Annotated in this window: 19 protein-coding genes; 9 read left to right on the top strand and 10 right to left on the bottom strand. The window is 47.0% G+C overall.

Going from position 1 to position 23,922, the window contains the following annotated elements; translation table 11 throughout:
* Positions 1 to 5: 5 nt before the first annotated feature.
* Together CPIN_RS14030 and CPIN_RS14025 are read right to left on the bottom strand one after the other, a co-directional pair.
* Entirely contained in the window at positions 6 to 368 is a 363-nt protein-coding gene (locus tag CPIN_RS14030) for a hypothetical protein (RefSeq protein WP_012790468.1), read from the bottom strand.
* A gap of 77 nt (positions 369 to 445) precedes the next feature.
* The gene (locus CPIN_RS14025; RefSeq protein ID WP_012790467.1) at positions 446 to 1,540 is read right to left on the bottom strand and encodes a Gfo/Idh/MocA family protein; all 1,095 of its coding nucleotides are present in this window, start codon (positions 1,538 to 1,540) and stop codon (positions 446 to 448) included.
* 81 nt (positions 1,541 to 1,621) lie between these two features.
* On the opposite strand from CPIN_RS14025, the gene CPIN_RS14020 reads away from it, so the two are divergent.
* Entirely contained in the window at positions 1,622 to 1,975 is a 354-nt protein-coding gene (locus tag CPIN_RS14020; RefSeq protein WP_012790466.1) for a winged helix-turn-helix transcriptional regulator, read from the top strand.
* A gap of 299 nt (positions 1,976 to 2,274) precedes the next feature.
* On the opposite strand, the gene CPIN_RS38970 is transcribed toward CPIN_RS14020, so the two are convergent.
* Both CPIN_RS38970 and CPIN_RS14015 read right to left on the bottom strand, forming a co-directional pair.
* Positions 2,275 to 2,424, bottom strand: a complete 150-nt coding sequence (locus CPIN_RS38970) for a hypothetical protein (RefSeq protein WP_012790465.1) — start codon at positions 2,422 to 2,424, stop codon at positions 2,275 to 2,277.
* 80 nt (positions 2,425 to 2,504) lie between these two features.
* Complete coding sequence (locus CPIN_RS14015) at positions 2,505 to 3,359, bottom strand: alpha/beta fold hydrolase (RefSeq protein WP_044218646.1); 855 nt, start codon at positions 3,357 to 3,359, stop codon at positions 2,505 to 2,507.
* A 146-nt stretch (positions 3,360 to 3,505) separates the two neighbouring features.
* Here CPIN_RS14015 and CPIN_RS14010 point away from each other — a divergent pair, with 146 nt between their 5' ends.
* The 3 genes from CPIN_RS14010 (at position 3,506) to CPIN_RS14000 (ending at position 7,295) form a co-directional block, all read left to right on the top strand.
* On the top strand, positions 3,506 to 4,498 hold the full coding sequence (locus tag CPIN_RS14010; protein WP_012790463.1) for a GlxA family transcriptional regulator: 993 nt from the start codon (positions 3,506 to 3,508) through the stop codon (positions 4,496 to 4,498).
* 155 nt (positions 4,499 to 4,653) lie between these two features.
* A complete protein-coding gene (locus CPIN_RS14005) occupies positions 4,654 to 5,580 on the top strand; it encodes a S1C family serine protease (protein ID WP_012790462.1) in 927 nt (308 codons plus the stop codon).
* Positions 5,581 to 5,765: 185 nt separating this feature from the next.
* Positions 5,766 to 7,295 (top strand): TolB family protein, encoded by a 1,530-nt coding sequence (locus CPIN_RS14000; RefSeq protein ID WP_012790461.1) that lies wholly within the window; start codon positions 5,766 to 5,768, stop codon positions 7,293 to 7,295.
* 2 nt (positions 7,296 to 7,297) lie between these two features.
* Here the strand turns inward: CPIN_RS14000 and CPIN_RS13995 are convergent, their stop codons facing one another.
* A complete protein-coding gene (locus CPIN_RS13995) occupies positions 7,298 to 9,118 on the bottom strand; it encodes a glycoside hydrolase family 15 protein (RefSeq protein WP_012790460.1) in 1,821 nt (606 codons plus the stop codon).
* Between the two features lie 55 nt (positions 9,119 to 9,173).
* Here CPIN_RS13995 and CPIN_RS13990 point away from each other — a divergent pair, with 55 nt between their 5' ends.
* Positions 9,174 to 9,809 (top strand): hypothetical protein, encoded by a 636-nt coding sequence (locus tag CPIN_RS13990; protein WP_012790459.1) that lies wholly within the window; start codon positions 9,174 to 9,176, stop codon positions 9,807 to 9,809.
* Positions 9,810 to 9,942: 133 nt separating this feature from the next.
* On the opposite strand, the gene CPIN_RS13985 is transcribed toward CPIN_RS13990, so the two are convergent.
* On the bottom strand, positions 9,943 to 10,701 hold the full coding sequence (locus CPIN_RS13985; protein ID WP_148230569.1) for a basic secretory protein-like protein: 759 nt from the start codon (positions 10,699 to 10,701) through the stop codon (positions 9,943 to 9,945).
* A 132-nt stretch (positions 10,702 to 10,833) separates the two neighbouring features.
* The gene (locus tag CPIN_RS13980; protein ID WP_012790457.1) at positions 10,834 to 11,604 is read right to left on the bottom strand and encodes a patatin-like phospholipase family protein; all 771 of its coding nucleotides are present in this window, start codon (positions 11,602 to 11,604) and stop codon (positions 10,834 to 10,836) included.
* A gap of 84 nt (positions 11,605 to 11,688) precedes the next feature.
* Between CPIN_RS13980 and CPIN_RS13975 the strand changes: the two genes are divergently transcribed.
* From CPIN_RS13975 to CPIN_RS13965, 3 genes are all read left to right on the top strand, one after another.
* Entirely contained in the window at positions 11,689 to 13,446 is a 1,758-nt protein-coding gene (locus CPIN_RS13975; RefSeq protein WP_012790456.1) for an amidohydrolase family protein, read from the top strand.
* 51 nt (positions 13,447 to 13,497) lie between these two features.
* On the top strand, positions 13,498 to 13,896 hold the full coding sequence (locus tag CPIN_RS13970; protein ID WP_012790455.1) for an ACT domain-containing protein: 399 nt from the start codon (positions 13,498 to 13,500) through the stop codon (positions 13,894 to 13,896).
* A gap of 227 nt (positions 13,897 to 14,123) precedes the next feature.
* On the top strand, positions 14,124 to 14,702 hold the full coding sequence (locus CPIN_RS13965) for a hypothetical protein (RefSeq protein WP_012790454.1): 579 nt from the start codon (positions 14,124 to 14,126) through the stop codon (positions 14,700 to 14,702).
* Between the two features lie 47 nt (positions 14,703 to 14,749).
* Here the strand turns inward: CPIN_RS13965 and CPIN_RS13960 are convergent, their stop codons facing one another.
* Together CPIN_RS13960 and CPIN_RS13955 are read right to left on the bottom strand one after the other, a co-directional pair.
* The gene (locus CPIN_RS13960; RefSeq protein ID WP_012790453.1) at positions 14,750 to 15,151 is read right to left on the bottom strand and encodes a hypothetical protein; all 402 of its coding nucleotides are present in this window, start codon (positions 15,149 to 15,151) and stop codon (positions 14,750 to 14,752) included.
* A gap of 35 nt (positions 15,152 to 15,186) precedes the next feature.
* A complete protein-coding gene (locus tag CPIN_RS13955) occupies positions 15,187 to 15,942 on the bottom strand; it encodes a hypothetical protein (RefSeq protein WP_012790452.1) in 756 nt (251 codons plus the stop codon).
* A 395-nt stretch (positions 15,943 to 16,337) separates the two neighbouring features.
* On the opposite strand from CPIN_RS13955, the gene CPIN_RS13950 reads away from it, so the two are divergent.
* On the top strand, positions 16,338 to 19,757 hold the full coding sequence (locus CPIN_RS13950) for a glycosyl hydrolase (RefSeq protein ID WP_012790451.1): 3,420 nt from the start codon (positions 16,338 to 16,340) through the stop codon (positions 19,755 to 19,757).
* Between the two features lie 80 nt (positions 19,758 to 19,837).
* Here CPIN_RS13950 and CPIN_RS13945 read toward each other — a convergent pair whose 3' ends face one another.
* Positions 19,838 to 23,788 carry a caspase family protein gene (locus CPIN_RS13945; protein ID WP_012790450.1) on the bottom strand — a complete coding sequence of 1,317 codons (3,951 nt, stop codon included), beginning with the start codon at positions 23,786 to 23,788 and terminating at the stop codon, positions 19,838 to 19,840.
* Positions 23,789 to 23,922 lie beyond the last annotated feature (134 nt).

The raw sequence follows: 23,922 nt of genomic DNA, 5'->3' as shown, positions 1-23,922 counted from the left end.
GGAGATTAAAGACAATCACAATTTATCAATAACATTCTTATACCCTCTTCCGCATCGTAGATGGCATATATTGTATTAGCATCGCTGATGGATCTCATTTTCTTTATTTTACGATAATCTTCGTCATCGCTCTCTACATTGTCTATAAAGTCGTTATAGACTACGTAGCCCCTCTTATTGGCTAAAATATAATTATAGGAGAAAAAGCCTCCGATATTGTTATAATTGCTACTGAATTTACTACCACGGAAAGTCCAGTCATAATGCGGACGGCGGAACTGATACCACATATCGATTGCCCCGTCTACAGACTGTCTCTTTGGAATAGCATAACTACTTGTTTCTTTACCCGACTGACCGATCTGCACAATACCGATCTGCCTAAGACTGGTTACATATGCACCGCCACCTCCTTCTCCAGGGGCAGCATTACGTCTGTCGACATCTATCTAAAATCATACGATTGCCTTTCGCCCGTTTGTGCGGACGTCTCTATGGCGTGGATCATTCTATGTCTGATCATGGCATCCTGGAAGGTAGGCGCCTGACCGGAAAGAATCAGGGGGTAGTTCTGTCCGGTATTGGTAGGGATCGGTCCCAGAGAGCCGTCCGGGATCAGGTTATATTCCGCCGGAATTATCAGTTCTTCCAGCGGACCGTTTTCTCCTTTACTGGCTTTAACGTTCAGGTCAAACACCGCCAGACTAGCCCCAGGGGCTGTAATCTGGATATCGCCTTTTGTACCGTTGATTTCCCATAGGAAATTGGTACCTGGCAGCGTACCTCCCCTGAAATGAGCCGTCGCCACAGCGCCGCTTTCCAGGATGCCGCTTACAGCCACCTGATCCGGCGTATTGGCAGGGATTTCCTCTCCTGTTTCTATTACCATCGTCTTTGTTCTCCTGATAGCTGTAGTTGCAGAAAGGCTTGTAAACTCCCCCAGTACATGACACAGGGCATCCACCGCATTGGAAAAGATCACCGGTAATAAACCAGCGCCTGTTTCCGGATTAACGATATAAGTATTCGCCTGATCTATGGCCGCGCCATAGAGAATGCCAGCACCTACCATGGTGGTAGACAACACCTCTCCGATATGCCCCTGCGCAATATAGTCCCTGATAAACCGTACCGCCGGCACCGACCGGGATTGTAAGCCTACAAAGCCTTTTACCCCTTTTTCCTTTACCAGGGCAGTCAGGGCTTCCGCCTCCTGCAGGTTCCGGCCTAAAGGCCATTCACTAAAGACGTCTTTTCCGGCAGCCGCGGCAGCGCTGATCAGTTCGAAATGAGAAGGTACTTTTACCGCCACCAGTATCATATCTACCGCTTTACTGTGTACCAGTTCCTGTATTTCATTATAGACCAGGGGAACATCAAAAGCAGTTTTTAAAGTATCCGTATGCTCCATTTTTGAAGTAAACAATGCACTGATCTCATAGTCTGGTAATGTCTTCAATGCCGGGATGTGGGCCCAGGCAGCCCATCCTCTTTTTTCGCTTGCGCCGATAATACCGACCCTTGTTTTATTTGCGTTCATATTACATTCATCATTTTCGATATCAAAGGTATCTTCAACTTGCTATACCTTTGTCAGCAGTATCACGGATGATACCATACCATGAAAGATCAATGCATCAAAGTACAGCAAACCGAGGAGGACATTAAAGCCCTGCAGGACACCATCTATGTGATCGGTGGCAAGTGGAAACTGCCTATTATACATTCCATCTGTAACGGCAATAACCACTTCAAAGAGATCGAGCGGAGCATACCGGGTATCACCACGAGGATGTTGTCGAGAAGTCTGCGGGAGCTTGAGGACAATAAACTGATCACCCGCACCGTCGATCCGAATGTACCGACACTGGTAGAATATGAGTTTACCGAATACGCGAAAGAATACGGTGTATTGATCAATGAAATGATCAGGTGGGGTAAACATCATAAGAAAATGATCATTGGCCAGCTATAATACCGCCTTATAAAAATAAAGACACCAGCCAGGAATAGCCGGTGTACTGCTTAAACCTACAACTGTATCAATCGCTGATGAAGCAATTGTTAGAACTGTTAAATTTTTAGTCTGCGGCAAATATTGCACTTTCTTCCAGGCTTTGCCTGCCACATCTGATGAACCGACTATAATGTAGTTTGAAGAGGAAAGATCCCGTCATGAACCGTGACAGGGATACAGCAATACAACTGGTGTATTGTTAGTGAAGTGGACGATGAAGGATAATAAGTGGATGCGATACACTGATGGCAGATAACTCAGGCCCGCTGGCGTTCCGCCAGTTCTAATCTGACCATCGTCTTGCCGGCTTTACGCTCTTTCTTCCAGTATATTCTATGTAAAAGCGGTCTTAAATGTTTCCATCTTTCAGTAGCAGTAGTAAGATGTCCTTTTCTTTTATATGCCATAGTAACAGGGGATTAATACCGGAAGTCCGGAAAACAAAACGAATATATATTTTATTTACCAGACTCCCGGTGATACCGCTTTACTTTGCTTCAAAACGGTCTATCATGTTCCTGATACAACGTACTGTTTCCCCGGGTTGCTCTTCCGGCACATAATGCCCTGCATCTTTCACCACGATCACTTCCGGCGTTGCCAGCTGTTGTAAAGCATTGCCTATCTGTTCGCCAAGTGCATATTGTCCGCCCAGGGCCAGTACCGGTACCTGTAAACGGTGCAGATCTGCCCTGTTATGCTGTGCACTGGCTGTAAATGCCCTGTAATAGGCAAAACCCTGTTTCAAACGTTCTATACCCGTATAAGCCCGTACATATTCGTCCTGGTCCTGCTCATTGATGGCCGTTTTAACAAAGGATTTGTTGGAGAAATACCAGGATAAATACGCTTTCTCCTTTCCTTCTACCAGTAACTCCGGAATATCGCTTACCGCATGGAAATAGAACTGCCAGATTTTCTGCGCATTTTCCGGTTTGAATACGGCTTCTGACATCAGTCCGGGTATTGCTGCATCGATGACTGTCAGGGTATTGAGCTGTGCTTCATGGTTCAATGCAAATGATACGGCCACCCAGCTGCCTACATCATGAGATACCAGGTGTACCTTGCTGATGTGGAGCTGGCTGATAAAACGACTGATCAATGCCGCTACAGCTTTTGTATTATAAGCCGGCGCCAGACCACTGTTACCCAGTCCGGGCAGGTCCACTGCAATAACCCTGTTATGCTTCGCCAGTAATGGCATTACTTTCCGCCAGACGTAGGAGGTCTGTGGCCAGCCATGCAATAACAGAATGACGTCTCCCTGACCTTGTTCATAATAACAAAGCTTTGTACTTTCGATCTCTATAAATTTTGCTTCAGGCATTTGTGCTTTCATTGTGCTAACGGATAAAAATGGGATTAGTGCTGTAAGAATCATCAGGTGTCTCATACCGCAAATTTAGGCCCGCGACCGTCCGGACAGGAAGACAAAAAACCGTTCATTTCTGCCAATGCTGACGGTCGCTATATTACAGATCTACCATGAGCAAAGAAGAGAAACATATCGTCATACTGGTGCCTTCCAATTCCGCATTGATGGACATGGCAGGACCCATGGAAGTATTCAGCAGAGCAGCGGCAGAACAGACTAAAATGGATCATCATCTGCAATATATCGTACATACTGTATCCGGTGAAGCCACGAGGCAGATCGTCACTTCATCTTTCCTGCCGATATTGTGTGAATCAACTTTCGAAGAAATCAACTACCCCATCGATACACTGATCCTTTCCGGTATTCCTGCGGATGATGATCAGCCATTACATCCCAATCTGCTTCCGTGGATAGGCGCGCAAGCCAACCGGGTACGGCGGATCGGTTCCGTTTGTTCTGGTTCTTTTATGCTGGCACAGGCAGGCGTATTAAATGGCAAAAGAGCTACTACTCACTGGCGGCTCTGCCAAAAGATGAAAGAAAAGTATCCGGACGTACTGGTAGAGCATACCCCCGTCTTTGTAAAAGACGGACACATTTATACTTCCGCCGGCGTTACCACCGGAATGGACCTGGCGCTGGCACTGGTAGAAGAAGACATGGGGAGGACATTTGCGCTGGACATTGCCAGACAAATGGTCCTCTTTCTTAAACGTCCCGGTAATCAATCACAATATAGTACCATGCTGGCGGCACAGGCTACGGACTATACACCCATCAACAATGCGTTGTCCTGGCTGCAGACGCATCTCCATGAAGAGATCAGCGTCGAGCGACTGGCACAGGAAGCTGCCATGAGTCCCCGTAATTTCGCCCGGATATTTGTACAGGAATTGCATATTACCCCTGCCAGGTATATTGAAAAACTGCGTGTCGAACTGGCCTGCAGAAGTCTGACGGAAAAGAAACTGACCCAGGCAGAAATCGCCTTACAAAGTGGCTTCGGTAATGCAGACAATATGCGCAAGGTATTCCTGCGGGTCATGGAAGCAACGCCTTCTGAGTACAGAAAACGCTTCAAAAGTGCGCTGCACACCTAACAGTGTAAACCTGACTTTGCGTCGTCTCTCCCCTATTCCGGCCAGCCTTCTGGCAGGTTTTTCCTTATAAATTCCTCCTTCTGCTGCCATACTGACCCCGATTTTTCCAGGGTAGGGTATTTGATGTGCCATTATAAATCGATTTTATTAAAACTATGGATGCATATTCTCAACTCATCATTGACGCTGTCGAGAAAGCCAGTCCCGCAGTTGTCAAAATAGAACGGTTGGAACGTCGTGGTAACCAGGAAACGGTATCCGGAACAGGATCCGGATTTCTCTTCTCGTCTGACGGTTACCTGTTCACCAACAGTCACGTCATCAATGGCGCCACCCGTCTGAAAGTGCGGCTGCAGGATGGACGTGAATATACGGCTACCCTGGCAGGGCAGGACGTGCCTACCGATCTGGCCATATTGAAGATTGACGCAGGGGAGTTTGCGACGGTAAAACTGGGCGATTCCGATGATCTGAAAATCGGACAACTGGCCATTGCCATCGGGAACCCACTGGGCTTCCAGCATACGGTAACTGCCGGTGTGATCAGTGCAGTCGGCAGGTCGCTACAAGGACAAAACGGCGTTACAATGGATGCAATGATACAGACAGATGCAGCGCTGAATCCCGGCAATTCCGGCGGACCGCTTATCAACAGTGAAGGCGAAGTAATCGGTGTCAATACTGCCGTGATTATGGGTGCACAGGGACTCTGCTTTGCGATCAGTATCAATACCGCCAAAGCTATCGCCAATCAGCTGATCCGTTTCGGGAAAGTAAAACGGGCCTATATCGGCGTTGCCATGCAACAGATAGACCTGGTACCCCGTTTACGCAGTATTCACCAGATCCGGAACAAACAGGCGCTGTTTGTATCTAATGTAGAACGTTACAGTCCGGCGGCCAAAGCCGGTATCCTGAATGGCGACATTATTTTCCAGTTCAATGACCACCTGGTAGAAACAGCCGACCAGTTCTTCAAAATGCTCACTTCTGATAAGATCGGACAGTTCCAGTATATCAACGTGATCAGGGATAATACCCTCCTGGAGCTACGCATTACACCTGTTGAAAGAGGCGACTGATCATCACACCACATGAAAATACAAAGGGGTAGTAATCAATGATTAATACCCCCTTGTATTGTATATCATCGCACTATGCAAATTAATAGTGCATAATACCCCTCCGCCTGTTCCATTCCAACAGAAACATCAGTAAATTAGAAGAGATTTCGAATTCCACGACTCACACTTTATACTCGTTCCTTATGGGTAAACAATTGTACTTCGCGATATTGGCCCTATTGCTGTTCAACCTCTCTTCCGTTCCCCTTGCGGCACAAAACACCGGTATCTTTGACGCCCATGGCGATATTGGTCAGGTGAAACATCCGGGTAGTCTGCAATACGATCCCAAAACACAACAATACACCATTACCGGCGCCGGTACGAACATGTGGTTTGGCAGCGATGAATGTCATTTTGCCTGGAAAAAGATGAAAGGTGATTTTATCTTACGTACCCGTGCACAGTTTAACGGGAAAGGTCAGGAAGCACACCGCAAATGGGGACTGATGGTACGTAGTAGCCTGGATACAGGTGCACAACATGTCAATGGTGTGGTACACGGCGACGGACTCACCTCTCTTCAGTACAGAAAAACCAGCGGCGCGAATACAGAAGAGATCAAAACCGGTGTGAGTGGCGCGGACATTGTCCAGCTGGAAAGAAAAGGAAATACCTACACCTTATCCGTTGCGCGTAATGGCGTTCCTTTTAGTAGTGAAACACTCGATGATATGCCTCTGGGCGATGAAGTGTTTGCAGGGCTTTTCGTCTGTTCACACAACGCCGATGTAACAGAAAAAGCGGTATTCAGCAATGTACGGCTGACAGCACCTGCACCTGCGGACCTGAAGGCTTACAAACAGTATATAGGCAGTCAGCTGGAACTGATGGATATTGCCACCCAGCATAGTATCATCGTTTATCAGACGCCAGGATCTATACAGGCGCCTAACTGGAACCAGGATGGCCAATCCCTGATCTATAACAAAGAAGGGAAATTATATCAGTTCGACCTGCGTACCCGGACACCTTCACCGATCAATACCGGTGTAGCAAAACAGAATAACAATGATCACGTGTTATCTTTTGACGGAAAGATGCTGGCCATCAGTAGCGGTGAAGGAGAAAACGGGGCTTCTGTAGGATATGTCGTTCCACATACCGGCGGAGATCCCGTTCGTATCAATAAGGTCGGTCCGTCTTATATGCATGGCTGGTCGCCTGATGGGAAATACCTGGTCTTTACCGGACAAAGGAACAACGACTTTGACATATACCGGGTGCCTGCAAAGGGTGGAGAAGAAGTACGGCTGACGACTGCACCTGGTCTTGACGACGGCCCCGAATATACACCCGACGGTAAGTACATTTATTTCAATTCCGTGCGTAGCGGTATGATGCAGATCTGGCGTATGGCCCCTGATGGCAGTAATCAGACGCAGATAACAAATGATGACTTTCATAACTGGTTTCCGCATATCTCACCGGATGGCAAATGGATCGTTTTCCTCTCCTTTCTGAAGGAAGAAGTAGACGCATCGGACCACCCTTTCTATAAACATGTATATCTGCGGCTGATGCCGGCAACGGGAGGCCCGGCGAAAGTAATTGCCTATCTCTATGGAGGACAGGGCACGATCAATACGCCTTCCTGGTCGCCTGACAGTAGGCGTATTGCTTTCATCAGCAATACAAATCTGTTGTTTCCTGTATTTCCGATGGAAAAGTAAGCTTAACGGCGGCTCAGTTGCTTGTTGATCTCTACGGCGGCACTGATCAGGGCCAGGTGGGTAAAAGCCTGCGGGAAGTTGCCCAGGTGTTCTCCTTTCATGCCCAGTTCTTCACTGAAGAGCCCTAGGTGATTGGCATAACCGATCATCTTCTCAAAGCTTTCCACCGCCAGGTCAATTTCCCCGCATTTGGCCAGCGCTTCTATGTACCAGAAAGAACACATGTTAAAGGTGCCTTCCACTCCGTCAAGACCATCAATCCGCTCAAGGTGATTCCGGTAGCGGTAGATCAGTACATCCAGCCGGAGGTCGCGATCTATGACTTTCATGGTAGACAGCCATCTTGGTTCCAGCGGCGTAATAAAATGTGTCAATGGCATCAGTAGCGCGCTTGCGTCCACCGTTTTTGCGCCTTTATACTGTACCCAGGCGCCGAGTTCTTCGTTCCAGAAGTTATGATAGATATCGTTGTAAATTTCATCACGGACGGCCTGCCATTCCATTTCGGGATAAGGGAAGGAACGATGTTCTGCAATCTTGATGGCCCTGTCCATCGCTACCCAGCACATTAAACGCGTATGCAGGAATTCGCGTTTCACGTTCCTGATCTCCCAGATACCATGATCGGGTTGTTTCCAGCCGGCCACCACACTGTTTACCTGTTGTTGTATCAAGGTCCAGAATTCGTAGGTGATCGGTTTATAAGACTTGTTGTAGATATAGATCGTGTCAATCAGTTCTCCGTAGATATCGATCTGCAATTGTGTGGCTGCAGCATTCCCGATACGTACCGGCCTGGCGCCTTTATATCCGTCCAGATACTTCAGTTCGTGTTCCGCCCCGCTTTTAGTACCGTCCACTTTGTAGAGCAACTGGAGTTTACTTTCCGTACAAAGGCTGGAAATCCAGTTCATGAAGTTTGTCGCCTCGTCGTAGAAACCCAGTTTCAGGAAAGCATACATGGTAAAAGCTGCATCCCGGATCCAGGTAAAGCGGTAATCCCAGTTACGGCTGCCGCCAAGGGTTTCTGGTATACCGAAAGTAGCTGCTGCTATTACTGAACCATACCTGGCGGAGGTGAGTAACTTCAAAGTAATGGCGGAACGCTGTATCAGTTCCCCGTAATGCCCTTTATAAGTCGATTTCCCTACCCATTCCCGCCACTTTGCGATCGTTTGGTGATAGGTATCATGTGCATAGTAATTAATGCCGGAAAAGGCTCCTTTATGGTCTTTTTTAACAGCCTGTAATACGATATGCGCCATTTCGGACTCCTTCAGCGTAAACTCCGCATAACCATCCATCCGTTTCAGCTGCAGTGGAATATCCGCTATCAGGCGTAACTGCACATTCCCATCATTAATAGCGGTGAAGATGATCTCATTCTTTTTCTTTTTCAGGTCTGCCTCGTGTTTCGCCTCCGCATAATCAAAACGGGGTACGCAATGTAACTTGAAAGTAATATCGCCACGGATCGCCTTGATCTTACGCACGATGGTGCTGTCCGTCTCGTCTCCCGCTGCCTGCAGGGGCATATAGTCCGTCAGTTCGGCAATACCTGATTCAGAAAAAAAACGGGTCAGCAAGACCGCCGTACCGGGTATATACAATTGTTTGGAGTTATACTCCCCCATCTGTGGTTCTACGGAAAAGAACCCGCCTTTTGTGGAGTCCAGCAGGGATGCGAAAATAGTGGGGGCGTCAAAGCGGGGAAAACACATAAAGTCAATGGACCCCGTCAGGGAAACCAGGGCGACTGTTTCAAGGTTGCCGATGATACCATAATTTTCAATACGCTGATATGGCCGTTCCTGATGCTTCATACTGGTATTTATCATGAACCATGCCTAAAACAAAGGTATCCCTTACCTTTACTGCATGTTACAATTGCCCATTACTGTGCGTATTCCTACTGACGCGGAACTGGACCACCGTCCTGATATTGATGAAATTCTTATCCGGCGGAGAAAGGCGAAGATCGTAGAAGGATACAATCTGCAGATGAACGAAAATCCGAAGCTACCTTACCGTTTTCAGGCGACTATCAATATCAATAACGATCGTTTATGGGCGCTTTTTCTTACACTGGCAGAGACACTGCCGTCGAAGGTAAGTTGCGTATATGGCATTTATGAGGAAGAGAACATGACGACATCCCTTTTACAGAAGGATTTTGTGCTGAAGGAGCTGGAGAAATATGGGCCCGAACTGGCACAGGATTGTCTGCTGGAAGCCGGTATGTTGTTTCAGACCAAAGATATCCTGATAGAACTGGGTATCAGTGCCAGTAAATATATCCGCTACTGGGGCGCAGAACTGGAACGGTTTCGCCTGCTGATGCAATCCTTTAAGCTACCTTTTGTAGAAGGACTTGAGTTTATCGATGAATACCCGAGAATAGTGACACCCCTGCGGGAACTGGTCAGAACAGCCAAAGCACCGGAGACAGTGTTGTATTATCTTGATCAGGCATTCCGTGTAGACAGAACCGCCCCTGAACCTTTCTTTGACTGATAAAAAATATCCCGGCTGTCCAGCAGCCGGGATATTGGTATGTGTTGCAAAAAAGATCGCTGTTCATCACCTCCCGGTGTGATAGTTATTAGTTACTAATTATGGCAACACATTAATGCGATACGATTTCCCGTTACAATGCAGGATTAGCTGCATAGTCAGCCCACAGCTGATCAACAGTTTTACCGGTCAGCGTTACCCAGGTATTAGCAGTGTAGGTGTGATTACGTAAAGCAGTATTCAGATTGGTTACAATCGTGTTGCTCACGTGATTTTCCAGCCATGCCAGGAAACGTGCGGTTACGCGATAAGAATTCGTATAAGACTGAGATGAAGAAAATGCAGGCAAAGACCATCCTGCTGCTGAGTTATTCACGCCGTATCTGTAACGTACCAGGTCAGCAATACCCTCAGTTAACCAGCCGGGAGTACCGCCGGTATAAGCCTGAATGATATGCATGATCTCATGCGTTGCTACGTCCACATCCTGTGGATTGCTCTGGAACCATGCCGCACTGTAGGTAACTGTTGTACCGGAAGTATAGGCTACTCCACTGTAATTAGGGTCAATTACATAGGTAATTGATTTGGTGACACCGGGGTTGAAGCGGGTCAGCAATTGCGGATAGGTACCAAAGAAGATGTCTACGATCTTCTGACGTACGGTCTCATTGAAATTAGGATCGTTGTTGGTCAGCGTCAGTTTATAACCATTGCTGGTATAAACAACAGTGCCAACAGGTACTGCGAGCGCGGCAACTTCGCCCGTTGCCCTTGAGTTTTCATTTACGGCCTTTTCTTCGGGAGTGACGCTATCAGATTTGCTACAGGCAGACAACAAAAAGATACCAAGGGTACCGATAATCATGGAATTTTTAAGCGAGTGTCTCATTTTTCTGAGTGGGTTTACAATAGGAGGCAAATGAACAACGCGATCTACCCTTATAAACGCATGATGTATCGTTTTCGTACATCCTGGCCCCCACTGCCGGTAGCCTGTTTTTTACTTGACAAGTTGAATCCCCTACACTGCCTGTACATCCGGCCATCCGGCTGCTTCTTCCAGCCGTTTCCGGGTATATTCCAGTCCGGTCTGATAAATAGCGTCGAAACGCTTAAAATCAAACATCCCAAACTGTCCCAGTCCATCCGGTTCTATAAAGAGGCTGCATAATTGCCTGTTTTTCAATACCGGCTCCTGGATAGCCATATGCATGGTACGATCCATCGCAGCCGAGATGCTGCCTCCCGGATTGTAAGGCGTCATGGGATTGACATGTACGCCGATAATATCATTATAAACACCCAACAGCGGTTCAAGCGGCAGGTTGCTGGATATCCCCCCATCGATATAAGGTATACCATCTATTACCACCGGGGGAAATAACATGGGAATAGTCGAAGCCGCCAGTACCGCCGGAATCACTTCTCCTTTGGAAAAAACAGTTTGTCTGCCGGTTCCATAGTCCGTCGCCGCGATATATAAAGGAATGGGCAAAGATTCAAAAGTAGTATGACGCAGGGTCTGTTTCAGTACCTTCTCTACCGTCTTTAATGACAGGAAACCAGATTTGAGATTCCGCCACTGCATAGACAGTCCCATCTTTGTATGCTGGAATATTTCTCTGACTTCATCCGGACTATAACCATCACAGATAAAGGCAGCAGCGATAGAGCCGGCACTGGTAGCTGCAATCGCCTGGGGAAAGATGTCCTGTTCTTCAAACGCTTTTAATACACCGATATGAGCATAACCACGGGCCCCACCACCAGAAAGCACAAAGGGACGTCGCATAGGGATTTTCAACTGCTGATTCATCCGGCTAATATATATAAAGAAAGTAAAATCTGCTACCTTTAGTGTCATCAATAATAACCCATGAAACGCTGCTATCTGCTACTGAAGACCGCACTGATTGCCTGTACCCTGCCGGTATCTGCGCAGTCAGTTCCGGACGCCACCACAAAGACCGTCTGCATTACCCATGCAAACATTATAGACATAATTAACAACAAAACACTGCCTGATCAGACAATCATCATTGAAAATGACCGGATCGTCATGACAGGGCCTTCCAGGAAACTGAAGATCCCTGCCGGCGCGACCACCATCGATGCTACAGGACGCTTTGTAATGCCGGGTATGACAGATGCGCATATACATTTCTTTCAGAGCGGCGGACTGTATACCAGACCTGATGCACTTGACCTGAGACATGTCTATCCCTACGAAAAAGACCAGCAATGGGTAAAAGATCACCTGGGCGACCTGATGGCCCGTTACCTGGCCTGTGGCATTACCACGGTAGCCGATGTGGGTGGTCCGCTGCGCAACTTCAGTATCAGGGAACAGGCAGCAAAAGACTCCCTGAGTACTAATGCCTGGGTGACTGGTCCGCTGATATCAACTTATCTGCCGCCCAACCTGGATAAAAACGATCCTCCTATCGTGAAAGTGACTACCCCGGATGCAGCACGTGAACTGGTCAGAAAACAAGTCCCCTACAAACCTGATTTTATTAAGATCTGGTACATCGTGGTGCCTGGTCAGCCGGCAGAAAGCACCTTGCATATCGTACGCGCAGCCATAGAAGAAAGCCACGCGCACGGACTAAAAGTTGCGGTACACGGTACGGAATACCAGACTGCAAAACTGGCGGTCAGCGCCGGTGCAGACATTCTGGTGCACAGTGTAGATGATCAACTGTTTGACAATGAAATGCTGCAATTGCTTAAAAGTCATCAGACCGTATACATCCCCACATTAACCGTGATGCATGGTTATAAACGGGCCTTTACACAACAGTTTGATTTTCCTGCACAGGACCTGGCCTATGGCGATCCGTTTATGCTGGGTACCTTGACTGATCTCCAGCACATTGACAGCAGCGTGGCTAAATTCAGTTACAAACAACTGCGCACCCTGCATCACGTACCATCAGAAGAAGATACCATCATGCTGAAAAACCTGAAACTGGCACAGGATGCAGGTATTAATATCGTGACAGGAACTGATGCCGGGAACATCGGTACACTACACGCCTCTTCTTATTTTACAGAACTGCAAGCCATGCAGCAAGCCGGACTGACCAACATGGAAATCATCCGTGCAGCGACTATCAATGCGGCCAGGGGTTTCGGAAAAGACAAAGATTATGGCAGTGTTGAAAAGGGAAAAGTGGCAGATCTCCTGCTGTTATCCAAAGATCCTGTACAGCACCTGGATGCACTGGCACATATAGATACAGTCATACACCGGGGTAAAACCATCGAGGCCGGAAAACTATTACCTGTTACACCAGCCATACTTGCCCAGGAACAACTTAATGCCTATAATGCGAGAAACATTGATGCATTTCTGGCGCCCTACAGCGATAGCGTAGTCATCTCCGATCAGGCAACAGGACAGATAATGATGAAGGGTAAAGAGCAGATGCACCAACGGTATAGCAGTCTCTTTGAACGGGCGAAAAACCTGCACTGTCAGCTGGTGAACAGAATGGTGTTGGGGAATACGGTGATAGACCAGGAAAGTGTTACGGGTATGGGGAATAAACCACTGGAAGCGATTGCCATTTATACGATTGAAAACGGGAAGATAGCACACGTGTCTTTTATCTCTCCGGGAAAGAAGTAATAGTACGGTAGCGTATTACCTCTCCCCACAGCTTTTGTGTATATTTAGCTCATGAGTGGTATTACAGATCTGTCCCAGTTACTTAAAAACATGACACCTCAGTTACAGGAGGGTGAGTATGTTTTTTGCACTGTCCCTGATAATCAGGCGATTGACATAAAAGAGGTGCTTGGTAGCTTCCGGGAAGAAGAGGGAATTACACTGATTCTCTCCCGCGAAACAGCTGACAGACTACAATTATCCTATACATACATTGCCGCCTGGATCACCCTGAAAATACATTCTTCGCTGTCTGCCGTCGGACTCACCGCCGCTTTCTCCGCTGCACTGGGCCGGGAAGGAATCAGCTGTAATGTGGTGGCTGCTTTTTACCACGATCATATTTTCGTGGCAAAAGAAGATGCCGGAAGAGCGATGGAAGCACTTAAACAACTCACTATCAACAATTAGGAATTAGGAATTCAATGCAGCGTAGATTTTCGCGGAGTTAATTCTTAATTCTTAATTCCTAATTCCTAATTCCTAATTTCTTCTTCCCGTTCACTACCGCTCAAAAGAACAGATAGCCGCTGTTATAAATTAACGCAGCTCCTCCCTCCCCCCTGGCGCTTTGAAAATAATTTTTGTATCTTTCGTCAGTAAATCAGATTCACCTATCTATCCCTAACGAAACCTACATGAAAACGAACACACTATCACGGATAACAACCGCTGTTGTTGCTATCTTCTGTATGAGCGTCACCACTGTACTCGCACAAAAGAAAGTGCCTAATCCTGGTACATTAAACATCGAAAGAAATGGTTCGGTCTTCTCCTCTAAGGATATCAGAGGGAATGCGACTATTGGCAGCAGTAAGATGGCCATTATGAACATGGAGTGTACACTACGTGACGGAAAACGAATCCTGTCCCTGAGATTTGATCTGAAAAAAATAGGGGAATTCAAACCAGTTACTATTACGTTTGATAAGTCTACCGGAGAGGACCAGGCAGGCAACTTTGCACAGTTCCTGAACTATCCGCAGGATGAAGCAACAGAAACTGCAGACGAGGGTTCTGGCAAAGACGTATCTTCCAGTGCAGAGAAAGGTTCTTTCACGCTGACGGAGATCAGATTTGATGATGTGAAAGCGTTTATTTCCGGAAACTTTGAATTTACGGGTCCGAATGACATAGAGTCCGGCGCTGAAAAAACCGTTACTGTTAAAGGCACCTTCAGCGGCGTACAGGTCGTTTGTATGGGTCCTCATCCATGATATTATGATCAAGGGCGGGCATCCTGCTGAGGTATGCCCGCTGTTGACTATAGTTCTTTACCGGTCAGGCAATAAAAGAGATTCTGTAACTGGTGTACATATACCAAAGGTTGTCCGTAAGGCACCAATTGTCCCGGCGCTTCTGCCAGCAGCTGAAAAGAGTAACCTTCATCTCTCACATAGATACTGTCCTTACGATTATATCTGAAGGAAAATACATTTTCATCTTCCCCGTGATCTCTATCTCCCTGTACAAATCCCAGACTGTTAAGATGTCCCGTATCGAGCGTTAACGGATGCACACTGGCCAGCGGCAGTTTGCTTTTAGGCAATGAAGAATTATAGATAAAGCCGTCCAGTATCCCTTCCACTTCAAACACCGTCTCATTCATATACAGATCATAATACCATACCAGGTTGCCGGAGCGCACGTCAGTTGCTTCTATCATGATACCATATCTTTCTGCAAGTATAATGGTATATTCTAATTATCAAATGAGACACTGCGACTTTCCTTTATAATATCTTCCTCTTCAGGATCATTCCTGTCTATCAGTCCGGCAAATACCTGCACTTTCCCGCTTTTAAATACTACACTGTCAACACCCGCATTCGCACCTGGCCTGCGCATATTGTTGAAAGCCATCTTCTTTTCCCTTCTACGGCCTACATTCACTGCAACCACTCTGACACTGTCTTCCGGATCATTACTGGTGATGTTGTATACAATCTGCCCTGTTACGGCGTCATAATCAAGTACCTGCTCATATTCCTGGTATTCCGGCTGACTTTCCTTACTCACCGTCATCACCGCAAAACACGCAGTTCCGCAATAGTATTCGAAGAAAAGGTGCTTTGCATTCTCCCCGGCATAACGGGGAATGTATTTCCAGCTCAATGCCAATACCTCTGACTGCGGAATAAGCAGTTTACTTTTGCCGTTAACACATTCAATATACAGGTCTTTGTATTTTGTCTTATCGTCCCTTACGAGATATCTGACCGACCACCCACTGGCCGTCGTGGTATCCTGTGGCATCATGCCTCCTTCAGCATACTCGTCATCTTCTCTGTTCAGAGGAATCATTGCAGCTGAATGATTGCCGCGTGCTGTCTTGCTGACAGTACCGTCACTTTCTAAGAACTGAGCAGCAGTATTTTGTGTATTTTCAGCTGGTTGATGGCAGGCAGACAGGAAAGCCGCCACACATGACAATGCGTAGATCTTTGCGTATTTCATAGGTAATATTCTATGCATTAAATGTAGCTAACAATTGGCAATTGGCAATTAGGAATTAGGAATTAGGAATTATGCCTCTAAAAATGTGTTTCTGTAAAACTAAACCCTGCTGAAATAATTTTTTCTGCATAGCGTTTTTTATAAAATAATGACATTGTCAGCTTACAAATGTTTATGGCAACTTAATTCTTAATTCTTAATTCTTAATTCTTAATTCTTAATTCTTAATTCTTAATTCTTAATTCTTAATTCTTAATTCTTAATTCCTAATTCCTAATTCTTTAAAGTAGTATATTTGAACGGCTCTACCCTCATGCCCTGGATATTTCACGTTAAAGAACCGACGCAGATTTTCAACACCCTTTATGTAAACTCAAAATAACCTGGTAAAATCTATGAAAAGCCTGTATCTGTCAGCGATCCTGCTGGCTGCCGCTGCATTGCAAACGCATGCACAAACACCCGTTTCTGTTGGCGCCGGAAGCTATGCTTCTTTTCCTCCGGCCTCAGAAAACACAATCGATGGGAATAACGATGGTAAAGGAGATCTCTATCAGTTTGTCTATGACCGGCCCATTTATGTCGCGGCTGACAAAATGAACAAACCTATTCCGACCAATGACTGGTGGACCGACCTCGTAGTATCACAGTATGGAGGCCTGATGTGGGCCTATCCCTTAGTGGCTGATCCTGAGGACTATGGCGTTAAAATGTATTATCCGAACAGCTTTGTCGCCGACGGTTCTAACATTGCCTATGGCGGTAGTATGATGATCAAAGCTGCCGGCTATACGCCCTCAAAAGCGATCGCTAAAGACTGGTCTGACTGGGGACTGGTAATGTCTCTTCCTGACAGTCTGCACAACAAAAACATGGATGTGACCATGGCACATGGTATTCCATTTATGTGGCTGGAAACACAGGGTATCAATCCCGAATTCTCTTTTGACAGAGGCGCATCCTACCTCACACAAAGCGGTAGCGCCATTCAGTTCCCTACCAGTAATTCCTTTGTCATACAGACGGATGGCCGTTATTTCGGTATCCACCTGAGTGGCAGCACGACTGCAGAATTACAGGGACAACAGTATGTCAGGATCGACCTGGGATCTGTACAGACCATTACTAAAGTGAAACTGAACTGGGAAACCGCCTTCGCAAAAGGTTATGCCATCCAGGTATCCAGTAATGGTACTACCTGGAGCACCGTGGCCTCGGAAGTGAATGGTAACGGCGGACTGGATAGTCTGAGTTTCAACACTTCCGGTCGCTATATCAAACTGGCGCTGGGTGAGAAAGGCTCAATCTATGCCTATTCCCTGTGGGAGATGGAAGTCTTTAATGGCGCTACGCTGCTCTCACGCAACAAACCGGTAGAAGTATCTTCAGTAGAAGCTGCCTTTGCCGGCGCCAATGTCAACGATGGTAATACCGGTACCCGCTGGGCCTCCGATGGCAGTGCAGCAGAACGACTGGTACTGAATACCGGTAATGGTAACGCGTATTTTGTAGTATCTGCCCTGCCTGCACCGGGCGACCTGCCGACTTACGAGACCTATGCCTTCAACAAGGTGACCAACACCGCTGTAGGCTATGATTATGATGCCAATGCCGGTAAAGTGTATGTCAACTGGAATATTACCACCGCAAACCTGAAAGGACAGGCTGCCGGTAATACAATACAGGGCTTCCTGCCACACCTGTATCAGAATGCGGCCAACAGTATCGCATTCACAGCGGTCAACTATGTAACGCCCAGAGGATCTATGAAAACGGCTATCGGAAAGACCTTCTCATTCACGTATGATTTTAATGGTATCCTGCCTACTTATAATTCACCTTACCGGAACGCGGCAGATGCCAGTCCTTACAACGCCAACGCCATGTTTGACATGCTGACCCGCTTCTCTAAGAAAACCGGTTATGGCGGCGATACCTACTGGGGTGGTAAAGACCTGGTCAACTATGCCAAATACACGCTCATGGCAAAGGAACTGAATCACCAGGCTTACCAGTCACTGAAAGCTAAAACAAGAGAGAGCCTGGTCAACTGGCTGACCTATACCCCGGGTGAAACGGAGAAATTCTTCGCCCGTTATGACAGATGGGGCGCTATTGTTGGTTTTAATGAATCTTATGGTTCTGCCGAATTTACGGACAATCATTTCCACTATGGTTACCTGATCTATGCCTGCGCATTATATGGTATGACAGATCCGGATTTCCTGACACAATATGGTCCGATGATCAAACTGGTGGCTAAACAATACGCCAACTGGGACAGAACGGACAATTTCCTGCCTTTCTTCAGAACATTCGATCCATGGATCGGACATAGTTATGCGGGCGGTACCAGTTCGTCTACCGGCAATAACCAGGAGTCTACTTCAGAAGCGATGCAATCATGGATCGGACTGTTCCTCCTTGGCGACATGCTGAATGATGAAGCCATCCGCGATGCCGGTGCTTTCGGTTATATCAGCGAAGCGTATGCCACACTGGAATATTGGTTTGACTGGAAAAACAGGAACCTGCCGGCAGCCTATCCGCACAACATAGTAGGCATTCTTTCCAATCAGGGTTTTGCTTATGGCACTTATTTCAGCGCCAGTCCCGTACACATCCACGGTATACAATACCTGCCGGTTAATCCGGGTTTCAAATACCTGGCGAAGGATACCACCTGGGCGAAAAGAGAATATAGTGATATGATGACGGAATCAGCAGCGATAGACGGACATACCAGCGAAACTGATTTTGGTGACGACTGGGCCCATGTGGCACTCGGTTTCCGTCAGTTATTCGACCCTAAATATGCAGCTGGTTTCATGGCCAATAACCTGGCCCTGGCGCCTACTGACACCAGGTATATCATGGATTACGAAGTAGCAGGTATGACTTACTTCTACACCCATGCAAATCAGAACCTGGGTTTTTTCTCCTTTAACTTCCGTACCAATTTCCCTTCCAGCAGCGTATTCGAAAAGAACGGCGCCTTCAGTTACGCAGTAGCATATAATCCTGCTGCAAGCGCAAAAACCTGTAATGTGTACAATGCTGCCGGAGCGATCGTAGCTTCTTTCAATGTGCCTGCCAGAACCCTGGTGACCTATCCTACCCTGCCCACTACCGGACAACAGCCAACAGGTTGTTACGGTCTGTTACCGGCCACCGCTACTGCCACTTCCGGTAATGCGGCACTGGCTGTTGATGGTAGTCTGGGCTCCCGTTGGGAAAGCGCCTTTACAGATCCGCAGCAACTAACAGTTGATCTGGCTGTGATTTCCACCGTGAATAAGATCAGTATCTCCTGGGAAGTAGCCAATGCGAAGAACTACACTCTGACCGGATCTTTAGATGGTAATACCTGGTTGCCGATAGCTACGAAAACCAATATGCCTACGGGCAACAGGACTGACATCATTGACAACCTGAATGGCAACTACCGTTATATCCGTATGGATGGTACAGCCAGGAATACGCAATGGGGTTACTCTATTTACGAGCTGGAAGTATGTGGTACAGCAGCTACCGGAGCAGCGCCTTTGGTCGCCGACAATACGCTGGCCAGCAAAGCTGAACTGAAGACCGATGTAACAGCACCTATCCTCTATCCGAACCCTGCCAATGACTGGGTAAAGATCCAGAGTAAAACGAAAGACATTTACAGTCTGACGGATCTTCAGGGCAAAATGATTCAGACCGGCAAACTGGATGCGGGTATCAATACCATAGATATCAGCCGCATTCCAAAAGGTCTTTATATCATCAGGATCAAAGATCAGACTTTCAAACTCATCAAATCCAATCAATAAACAGCATCGCTGTATAAACAACGAGGGTGTACCGATAAAACGGCTACACCCTCATTTTTATAGTGAACAAAACAATCCTCTCAGGACTCGGCAGACACGGCTACCGCTTCTGCAAATGGCTGCAGGTCATTTCTCAGTGTTTCAATAATGTCGACAAACTTATCGGCTACCAATCCGAAACCTTCATTGGTAGGATGAATTTCGTCATACCAGGAATCACGCGCCACAATATCTCTCACATTGACATAATATACTACGCCAGGGAATGCAGCCGCTACTTTCTGTAGCCGTTTGTTGAATTCGTCGACAATAAACTTAATCACGGATTCTCTTTCCGCCTGTGGATTCATATGTTTCAGGATCATGTATTTACCCAGCCAGCTGGTTTTCTTTGGCTGCAGATCCGTATCCACCGGTATGATATAGTCATAGCTATGCACCAGTATGCGCAGGTTAGGATAACGGTTGTGCAGTTCTGTGAACATATCCTTATACCATCTTTCCAGGTCGTCCAGTTTGTCATTGAAAGCACCTTTGAGATAGCGGCCCGGCGTGATATCATCTTCTGCCGGTGTATCCCGCAGGAACTGCTGGAACTGTGACCCGAGTATATCATTACCACCACCGCTCACCAGGAATATCTGGGCCTGTTCATCTTTGATGGCGTTGAGGTATTCTTTTTCTTTCAGATAGTGCTCCAGGGTATCGCCTGCTTCTGCGAAGCTACGGATCGCATACAGCTTATACAGGTGATCAAGGGTATCCAGTAAACGGATAGGGTACTGGAACCAGGAATCGCCCTCTGCAACGATACGGAGCCGGTCTGTTTTCTTCAGGCGGTTATACAATCTTCTCCGCTGACGGGTTTCTATGGTATTCGCCGCCCATAATACCACATCGCCCCAGATACCTCTTTCTTCTTCCGGTAGTTTTATTTCCGGTTTCAGTTTCAGCTGGGTCGGCTGTCCGTTCTCGTCAGGCACAAGGTCATAATAAAGCCCTGCGGCGAAGTAAGAAGTCTCTTCGTAGTCCATCAGTTGTTTCAGGATCTCACTGTCAATACGATTGAACGCCGGGTTATTAAACACCAGTGTGAGCGTTTGTGTGATCCAGCCATTGAAGACTGCAGGTGTTTCGTCCTCCATCACTGCGCCACGGGTTACTTCCATTCCGCCTCTCAATATTCCGCGGTCTCTGTCTGCCAGTACATACGGCGCAGGCAGATTACCCAGTCCCAATGCCTTCACATTAAATTCTTCTGTGCTGGCAATGAGCTTCAGGGTCTCTATGCTCAGTGGCCAGTTATATTCTCTTACAAAATCATCCTGGCGGATAATAATCCGGTCTTTCCCTTTTTTAGCCATGATGATAAACTTACCTGGTTCCAGCAGCCAGGGTGATTGTACCTGGTAATCCAGGTAACTGCTGAACTGTATACCCAGGTAAAGCGCAGCTACATATAAGTTTTGATTAGTGGTATTGGTCAGTTTTATTTCCATAGCACCTTCCCAGAGATCTGCACTTTCTTCAAAATTGAAGGTGGCCCTTCCGGAAGAAATATCCAGTTTCTCACGACAACCATCCGTATACAGGCGGGTCAGTTCGATACGCAGGGGTTGCTCAGGAAAGCCGGGAGGAATACTGCTGTTCTGTAATTCTTTAATAAAATGCCACTGGGAAATATGCTTCAGTGTTTCCACCAGTTCCAGGTTGCCATTATCTTTCAGGAGATCCAGCGGACGTACTACCGGACGATAAGGATCATTGGCACGTGTGATCACAGCCTCTCCTGCACGGATATGCAGGGTATAATCTGCACTGCGTCCGTTCTCTCCTGCGGCAGTCTGGAATTCGAAATGACCGCTTGCTTTGCTCTCTATTTCATCCAGCAGTTTAGCCATCTCAGCAGGATGACCATTACTATTGTTCAGTTCAAGCAGGATCCGGCCACTCATCAGTCCTTCTACAAAGGCCTTATGCGCACGGTCCTGATCAGGACTTCCATCAATGCGAAGGCTACTGTAATCAATAAACACGTTATTAACTACAGCGTTCCATTTACGGCTGGTATCTGCGGCATCCGCTATTATGATCTTTGTGTTTTTGTCCACACCATGAATAGCTCCCAGGTTCAGCTGCCAGCCTTTGGTGTTGTAAGTTACTTCACCAATAGTAGTCTGATCACTGAGACTGCGGTTCAGGAATCCGAGCGCCAGCAGTTCGTCCATGTTACCAGAAACATAGATCTTGGGCGTCTGTTCAAAACTGAAACGCAGGTATTGCCTGATACGGCTGCTTAATTCATTGTAAGAGACATTACCGGTACAGGCATCAAGTGCGCCAAGGAGTTTCTTGGTGAAGACGCCTTCGCCATTTACCTCTACGGCAGACTGATTACTTTCACAAGCTGCCATCTGGATATGAATACCTTCCGGTAAAAATTCATCCGGCTTCCTGCCTTTGATATCCTCTTCTTTGATAACATCACCGAAGATAAATTCCGTCCATTCACGTTGCGGGAATGCACCGGAATAACGGGAAGTATCCTTAACCATCCGTTTATTTACCTTGTCATTCTTATAAGCGGTGTCTACCAGGCGGCCACGGGTATTATCACCGGAGTGGCAACAGTCGAAGATGGTCACAATGTGCGCACCTGTCTTTTCATAAAGTTTTGCGAGCATATAACGCAGCTCTTTATCTGTCAGCAGAAAGTCCGCTGCTTTTTCTGCACCACCATCATAACAAACCAGGCATTCCAGTTTGCCGTCAGTTTCATCCCATATAGGAGCGGCATCTTCCTGGGTACCATGGCCGGAATAATAGACAAGGATCGTATCTCCCTTACCCGCATTGCCCAGGTGTTCTTCAAATGCTTTTACCATTCCGGCACGGGTAGCTGCTGCATCTGTCAGTTTCACGATACGGCAGTCAAACGGCGTACGGTTTTTTAAGTAGCTCTCTACCTGTTGTACGTCATGCAGACAACCACTCAGTTTACGTACCCTGTCGTACTCATTGATACCGGCAAGTAAGGCGTATACCTTACCGCTAGGCTGTGTAATATCTTTCTTAGCGTTTCCTTCGTAGTTCAGTGGATTGTAACCTTCATTGTCGGTAGCTTCCGGTGCGCCTTCCTCTACACCTGTTGTATCAGCAAACTGCGCGTTGATACCTGCTTCGGATGTAACAGCGGGGGATAATTCACGGGCGGCAAAACTCAATGAACGGGCAGTTGTGGCAGGTGTGAACTCAGCGGCAGTAACACCACTGATCAGGGTGTTCCAGTCAAAGGCAGGACCGATATCCCACTTACCGGAGGCGCGGTAGTTGATATGGGAGACAATACCTTTAAAAGTGAGTACATCGTTGGTCGTGGTGTATCTTTTATCTGCCGGCAGGAATTGTCTCGGGATATTATACTTCGCTGTCAGATAGCGCAGCAGAATGATAGTGCTTTCTATCTGTTCCGGGGTATAAGCCGCATAATACACCTGATCCCTGAATGGCTGATTGATCTTAATATAAGCGGCGCTATTACTCAATGCGCAGTATTCATCAACCGGACCAGGTTTTCCATTGACAGGCTGACGGGAGTAAATAGTTTCCAATACGCCGTCGTGCGGTACGAGATAGGCATAATTAGATAGTTCGATACCAATACTTACTTTGTCCTGTGCATTCTGTGTACCCTGATTGCCAAGTCCCGGACCGATATGACCGGACCAGTTGGCAGAAGGAAACAACTGATAAATGGTACCATCCCTTGCGATGACAAAGGGAACGGAAACATGTCTGTCCTGTGTGGTCAGGCTTTGCATGTCGGACCTCAGATTACCGGCTGTAAAATGCAATACTATCCGTTCCTTGTTGTGGGTTGCCGGATAGAAATAATTGCTGCGACCAGGTTTGTACAATTGTCCTTTCAGAAACAACTGTTCATTGGGAACCTGCAGGGAAAATGGCGTCAATAGAGATGCTGCTTCACTCTTGAAACGAGCCTCGATCTGGGGTAAGGAGTCGTATCTCATGTAGAGGTTAATTTAAATTTACTGGGGGTACTGGTAATGCCGGTGCTTTATGGATTAAATGATCGTGTAAAACGTGAAAATTGTGACGATAAAAACTGAATTCCCGAAATGTACTATATATGATTATGCCCGTT

The sequence above is a fragment of the Chitinophaga pinensis DSM 2588 genome, assembly GCF_000024005.1.
In the GTDB taxonomy this organism is placed as follows: Bacteria; Bacteroidota; Bacteroidia; order Chitinophagales; family Chitinophagaceae; genus Chitinophaga; species Chitinophaga pinensis.
Note: the sequence above shows the minus strand (reverse complement) of the source record. Positions and strands in the feature narration are given on the sequence as shown.

Bases quoted from the DNA above. Each gene is read 5' to 3' on its own strand.
- CPIN_RS14025 (WP_012790467.1), bottom strand. From the start codon at position 1,540: ATGAACGCAAATAAAACAAGGGTCGGTATTATCGGCGCAAGCGAAAAA.
- CPIN_RS14020 (WP_012790466.1), top strand. From the start codon at position 1,622: ATGAAAGATCAATGCATCAAAGTACAGCAAACCGAGGAGGACATTAAA.
- CPIN_RS38970 (WP_012790465.1), bottom strand. From the start codon at position 2,424: ATGGCATATAAAAGAAAAGGACATCTTACTACTGCTACTGAAAGATGG.
- CPIN_RS14015 (WP_044218646.1), bottom strand. From the start codon at position 3,359: ATGAAAGCACAAATGCCTGAAGCAAAATTTATAGAGATCGAAAGTACA.
- CPIN_RS14010 (WP_012790463.1), top strand. From the start codon at position 3,506: ATGAGCAAAGAAGAGAAACATATCGTCATACTGGTGCCTTCCAATTCC.
- CPIN_RS14005 (WP_012790462.1), top strand. From the start codon at position 4,654: ATGGATGCATATTCTCAACTCATCATTGACGCTGTCGAGAAAGCCAGT.
- CPIN_RS14000 (WP_012790461.1), top strand. From the start codon at position 5,766: ATGGGTAAACAATTGTACTTCGCGATATTGGCCCTATTGCTGTTCAAC.
- CPIN_RS13995 (WP_012790460.1), bottom strand. From the start codon at position 9,118: ATGAAGCATCAGGAACGGCCATATCAGCGTATTGAAAATTATGGTATC.
- CPIN_RS13990 (WP_012790459.1), top strand. From the start codon at position 9,174: ATGTTACAATTGCCCATTACTGTGCGTATTCCTACTGACGCGGAACTG.
- CPIN_RS13985 (WP_148230569.1), bottom strand. From the start codon at position 10,701: ATGAGACACTCGCTTAAAAATTCCATGATTATCGGTACCCTTGGTATC.
- CPIN_RS13980 (WP_012790457.1), bottom strand. From the start codon at position 11,604: ATGCGACGTCCCTTTGTGCTTTCTGGTGGTGGGGCCCGTGGTTATGCT.
- CPIN_RS13975 (WP_012790456.1), top strand. From the start codon at position 11,689: ATGAAACGCTGCTATCTGCTACTGAAGACCGCACTGATTGCCTGTACC.
- CPIN_RS13970 (WP_012790455.1), top strand. From the start codon at position 13,498: ATGAGTGGTATTACAGATCTGTCCCAGTTACTTAAAAACATGACACCT.
- CPIN_RS13965 (WP_012790454.1), top strand. From the start codon at position 14,124: ATGAAAACGAACACACTATCACGGATAACAACCGCTGTTGTTGCTATC.
- CPIN_RS13960 (WP_012790453.1), bottom strand. From the start codon at position 15,151: ATGATAGAAGCAACTGACGTGCGCTCCGGCAACCTGGTATGGTATTAT.
- CPIN_RS13955 (WP_012790452.1), bottom strand. From the start codon at position 15,942: ATGAAATACGCAAAGATCTACGCATTGTCATGTGTGGCGGCTTTCCTG.
- CPIN_RS13950 (WP_012790451.1), top strand. From the start codon at position 16,338: ATGAAAAGCCTGTATCTGTCAGCGATCCTGCTGGCTGCCGCTGCATTG.
- CPIN_RS13945 (WP_012790450.1), bottom strand. From the start codon at position 23,788: ATGAGATACGACTCCTTACCCCAGATCGAGGCTCGTTTCAAGAGTGAA.